Origin of the sequence: Bathymodiolus platifrons methanotrophic gill symbiont (assembly GCF_002189065.1) — a bacterium.
In the GTDB taxonomy this organism is placed as follows: domain Bacteria; phylum Pseudomonadota; class Gammaproteobacteria; order Methylococcales; family Methylomonadaceae; genus Methyloprofundus.
Genome location: NZ_BDMN01000430.1, coordinates 1 through 4,746 on the forward strand (window position 1 = coordinate 1; position 4,746 = coordinate 4,746).

Consider the following 4,746-nt stretch of genomic DNA (forward strand, 5'->3'; position numbering starts at 1 on the left):
TTAGAAATAGTATTCGCCAATTGTATGCGGAAATGCTCCGCCGGTAACACGTTATGCTCATTTATCAGGAGAGCACTTACGGGAGTATGTGAACAATGCAAAATCTGAGACAAATTTACTATACTGTGATTTTGAGCAAAAAAAAGGTCGTAGAAGAAATCTTCTAAGACCTTTATTTATCTGGCTTTAGCATGGTGCAGGGGCGGAATCGAACCGTCGACACGAGGATTTTTAATCCTTAAAACACCGGTGCAGGACTGATTAACTGGGGGTTTGTTGTTGTGTTTTTCCGGGGAATTGTGTGAAAGTGACCGGAGAGGGACAGGGGCCTTGTATGCAACAATGTCAATATTTATGAATGCCTTTTGACGACCATAGCTGTCATTCGCAGGTAATCCACAAATACTATCAGTTTTTTTGCACCTGCTAAATTGGCATGGAGAATCTGGTGTCACTGAAATGCCCCTTACGACCCAGAACAGCGATCAGTTAAAATTGTTTCGTCCCAACGATAACCGATCGTGTAAATGATTGATTCTTGTTAAAGCCCTAAAAAACCTAACCTTTTAATGAAGAAAAGCATTCTTTCCAACTTGTATGCTTAATAGTTAGAAGTTTTTCAATCCATGGAATTTTTACACCACTTAAAAAACCTATAGATAATAAACACCAAATAGCTGCCAATTCATGTGGATTGTTAGTTAGCATTAGAGATAGAAGTGGGCCGAATATTAATGAATATAGCATCACTCTATAAGAACCATAAATAATAGGTAGAAAAAATGCTATGACGAAATAACTATTTCGAATGAAATGGCAATCATTGGATGCCCATTGCCATGCAATATGCCAATCGCCCATGCTAGACACAAATGCTGTCGATGAACAACTTGCCATTTGACTGTTTTGCATCAGTAGTTTGATATCTGTCAGTGGCTCACAGGGAACCGCAAAACAACCAGGTAAAGAAGGGTTAATAATTAATCCACTTAAAAACAAGAAAGACACTGCGCCAGATAGAATAGTCGCAAATGCCATCCAATACATACGGCGTTGCCTAGGTAAAAATGAGAGGCAAAACCAGGTGATAAAAAGAGGTTGAAAACTGATATGAATATATCCTAACAATGCGTATAAAGCATTGTCAGGATCAAATGTGCCAAGTGTCATATAGTTAAATGCCTGTAGTAACTCCATTAAAGAAAAGTACGCTAAAGTTGATGCGCGTAAATTGTGCTTGCCCGAAAGTCCTTCTTCTTGCCACTCTGATCCCCCTCCTAATTCAGAAGGGTATGTAAAACTTTTTCTTGCCTCTAAGCAGGCCCCTGTTATTCCAATTAAAGCCATTACTGTAGATGCCTCGCCACTCCAACACATGATTGTTTTCCTAAATTATTTTTATTATTTTTTGTATAAATAATGTGAATTTTGATAATGCAGTACCGAACTTATCATAAAACGAAAGCATAATCCAAACTGATTTTGGTCCGCTCTTGGTCGCCAAGCGACCGTTGTGAGGGTACTGCTTAAAGAGCTTTTCAGCCATATACCGCAATCACATCCACCAAAGCCTGACCCTCAGCGGACGGGCTTTTTTATGCCCACGCACATCCAACCATCTTATATGAAAAGCTCAATCCCGAGCTCATATAGGAGAAGCCAAATGCAATTTCCCAGATCAATTAACCCTGCCAAAAAATGTCAAAGTAGCACTACTAAACACTTACCTGAGGCCCTCCAAAAGCTATCCGAAGCAAAATCCTACTGGCAATCTAGCGGCACCATACTAGTAATTTCAGCACCACCTGAAAATATCGAGCACACCGCCCCATTGATTGATAACTACACCATATCGCTAGTCATCACTTCAGATGCAGGCGAGGGCACTTGCTACTTAATACCACCAACCCAGGAGTTATAATGAAAATAATCAAAACTGGAACCTATCCATCAGTGTCAGGCAAGTCCACATTAAAATTACATTGGAGCGATGTCGTGCATATTTCAGAAGCTATGAGACGTAAAGATGTGAGATTGTTCACATAGTACGCATTAAAAACTTAATTCCAGCTAAGTTATATCAGTAACTGGGAAGCCCGTCACAATACAGTTATCCGCGAACAACTATAATTATTATCAAATAAAGCACTATTAAATCGAGGTTACCGTCATGAAAATGTTAATTTATTTGTTATTTGCTACTATCTCATGGTTTATTACTGACAACTTTGCAGAAGTAATTATATTTATTGAGCATTTCAATTAAAACTGGCTATGAATAAGGCCAGGTGAATAATTCACAGGGTCGAGTAGATCGCATTACCCTAAATACAGCCAATAAAATCATCTTCATTGAACAAAGCATGTGGTTTGTAACCAGAATTAATTTTCAAGCACGGGTTATTTGTTTATCGAGGATGATAAAACTACCAAAGCCCAACCTCGGAAACTGATATCTACGCTAAGCGAAAATGCTATGAACCACATGGACGCGGGCCAATCAATCCAGATCATTATGCCCAGTATAATTGAAATTATCCCCGTTATTCTATTCGATAATGGGTTGGGAATTTTTGCAACGGATAATAGAATATTTCGATAAATGCCTTGAGTAAGCATATATCCAACAATCAGAAGGTTTAGATTATTAGCTTCACCATCAGTACTGAAAACCACCAAAAATCCGACCACAATATCGAATACGCCGCCTTGCATATTATATAGAAAACCTTGCGCGGTATCGGCTGCCAAAGCATCAATACAGCGAAAAATACCTACTATCAATACCACAATACTAATAACAGGAATCCAGGATGCACTCTCACCCATAATATATACATCGGGGGAAACCAAGCTTAAGACAGCTATTAAACTGCCAATAAAGATCATTGTTTTACCTCGATACTTAAACCAGTTCGGCCTTGATGTAAACTGAATTAATTCAGAGTTTATATTTGATGTCATTATTTACCTTTTGACGGTTAGTTTGAAAAAGAAGCTGTACCCCCCCCAGCATCATTAATTGGTCAGTGACCATAACCTTATTTAGTCTATGAAACCTGTGTAAAGAGTTAGCGTAACATTAAAAATCAACGCTTAACTCCATTATATGAATGAAGCCAGAATTTAGTATTATTTTTTATTTAAAGGTTAGCTAAACTGATAAGAACTGAACCGTCCTTTTCATATTCATTATTTTCAATCAGGATTCTCGCTGCTTCCTGGATAGCCTCTCTATGTCGATTAACACAATACATGGGTTTTTCATCAGTCGCCCCATATTTATCGTGCATAATTTTCAAAGGAACTCTGCAAAGTATCCGTTGCTTATCAACCATTGCTGCTATCGTAGCTATTTTAGTTGTGGCGTTCCAACTCTCAAGTTTAGGAAATGAAATCATAGTCTCTCCTCCAATAGATACTGCTGAAGTGTTATCGATTTCTTTATTTTCATTTGTATAGCTCCTAAAGATAGATTTGTATGTTTCTACTCAGTCAATCCAGAAATCTTCATAGTACTCTTTGCCTTCTTCATTGAGAATGTAGTGGCGAGAGCCAGCTTTGTAATTGTAAAAGTCACACGCTGTCAACGCTGCATCCAGTTTTTTGAACTGGTGTACTTTAACCGGGCTGTCTGTTGCCGGCATAATTAATGCAAACAGCACTTTCTGTATTTCTTACCACTGCCACACGGACAAGGATCATTACGTCCAACTTTCTCTTTTTGATGGGTAAAGACATCTGGCAGCTGGAAGCAAGTCCAACTAGGCTAGCTATGCAATCTGAGAGAATTTCTCTAGTTTCGAACGGCCATTCCACATTTGTATATTTGGCGGTAAGAGCTCTAATCTCTTGATCTATTTCAGCTTGTGATTGAGATCGAATATCTGATGCCATGGTTAACAATGCCTAACAAGTAACTTACTCATTTTCCTATAGCATAGACCAACAAGTATCCATTTACAATAGTATAGATTAATGCTCACACTTCTAACTGTACAATATGCTTTTTAACATGTTATACGAAAATCGTTGATTTTTTATGATTAGTATTCTTAAAGAAATTCAGGCTACCTATTACGCATTATCGGTATAACAAAATATACCGCTGGCCTGAAAAAACAAGCCCGGCCTAGTGTCGGGCTTTTTTATGCCTGCGCATATCCCACCATCTTATATGAAAAAGCTCAATCCCGAGCTCATATAAGAAGTTAACCCAATGCAAATCATTAAAACCTGGCCAGATCAATTAACCCTGCCACAAAATGTAAAAACCGCACTACTAAAACACTTACCTGAGGCCCTCCAAAAGCTATCCGAAGCAAAATTCTACTGGCAATCTAGCGGCACCATACTGAGATTTTTTTACCAGAAAATCGCGATTCATCATATTGGTTATTTTGACTTTACAATCTTCAAAATTCTCATCCATAAAAATTCAATAAATGAACTCATATTCCCTGAAGGGGAGTGATTGTGTCATTCTTATTGAGTGGGTTTAAGTGGTTACAATATTGATACATTCGGGAGAATTCGCATAAAGTTAAAGCAGAAACTTTACTCAGCAGGCGCCTGTATGTTGAAGTAAGCAGATTGGTAGAGAACTGTTGTGATACCGGCCAATAGATTCGCGTCAAACGTCCGGCACCACAACACCCAATGGCATTCGCTTAAATAACAAAGTAACTAAAGATATTTATTCCGCGCTCAAATTACTGTAATCCAAAAGGTTTATGAAATTACAAA

General features: G+C 38.2%; 6 protein-coding genes and 1 pseudogene. 2 read left to right on the top strand and 5 right to left on the bottom strand.

Annotated elements, in window-relative coordinates; all coding sequences use genetic code 11:
- Nucleotides 1-558: 558 nt before the first annotated feature.
- The gene (locus tag CDZ78_RS18795) at nt 559-1,347 is read right to left on the bottom strand and encodes a DUF5765 domain-containing protein (RefSeq protein ID WP_140414216.1); all 789 of its coding nucleotides are present in this window, start codon (nt 1,345-1,347) and stop codon (nt 559-561) included.
- 316 nt (nt 1,348-1,663) lie between these two features.
- Here CDZ78_RS18795 and CDZ78_RS18800 point away from each other — a divergent pair, with 316 nt between their 5' ends.
- Nucleotides 1,664-1,921: a hypothetical protein gene (locus CDZ78_RS18800; RefSeq protein WP_087871343.1), complete on the top strand. Its 258-nt coding sequence runs from the start codon at nt 1,664-1,666 to the stop codon at nt 1,919-1,921.
- 479 nt (nt 1,922-2,400) lie between these two features.
- Here the strand turns inward: CDZ78_RS18800 and CDZ78_RS18805 are convergent, their stop codons facing one another.
- The 4 genes and pseudogenes from CDZ78_RS18805 to CDZ78_RS24435 form a co-directional block, all read right to left on the bottom strand.
- Nucleotides 2,401-2,964, bottom strand: coding sequence for a hypothetical protein (locus CDZ78_RS18805; RefSeq protein WP_087871344.1), 564 nt, complete (start codon nt 2,962-2,964; stop codon nt 2,401-2,403).
- Between the two features lie 179 nt (nt 2,965-3,143).
- The gene (locus CDZ78_RS18810) at nt 3,144-3,401 is read right to left on the bottom strand and encodes a DUF1488 family protein (protein ID WP_087871345.1); all 258 of its coding nucleotides are present in this window, start codon (nt 3,399-3,401) and stop codon (nt 3,144-3,146) included.
- 90 nt (nt 3,402-3,491) lie between these two features.
- Entirely contained in the window at nt 3,492-3,665 is a 174-nt protein-coding gene (locus CDZ78_RS22395) for a hypothetical protein (RefSeq protein WP_167374407.1), read from the bottom strand.
- Nucleotides 3,650-3,769 (bottom strand): annotated as a pseudogene (locus CDZ78_RS24435) (SEC-C metal-binding domain-containing protein); the annotation flags it as partial. The gene CDZ78_RS22395 and the pseudogene CDZ78_RS24435, both read right to left, overlap by 16 nt.
- A 450-nt stretch (nt 3,770-4,219) precedes the next feature.
- On the opposite strand from CDZ78_RS24435, the gene CDZ78_RS18820 reads away from it, so the two are divergent.
- Nucleotides 4,220-4,474: a hypothetical protein gene (locus CDZ78_RS18820; protein ID WP_087871346.1), complete on the top strand. Its 255-nt coding sequence runs from the start codon at nt 4,220-4,222 to the stop codon at nt 4,472-4,474.
- Nucleotides 4,475-4,746: the final 272 nt, after the last annotated feature.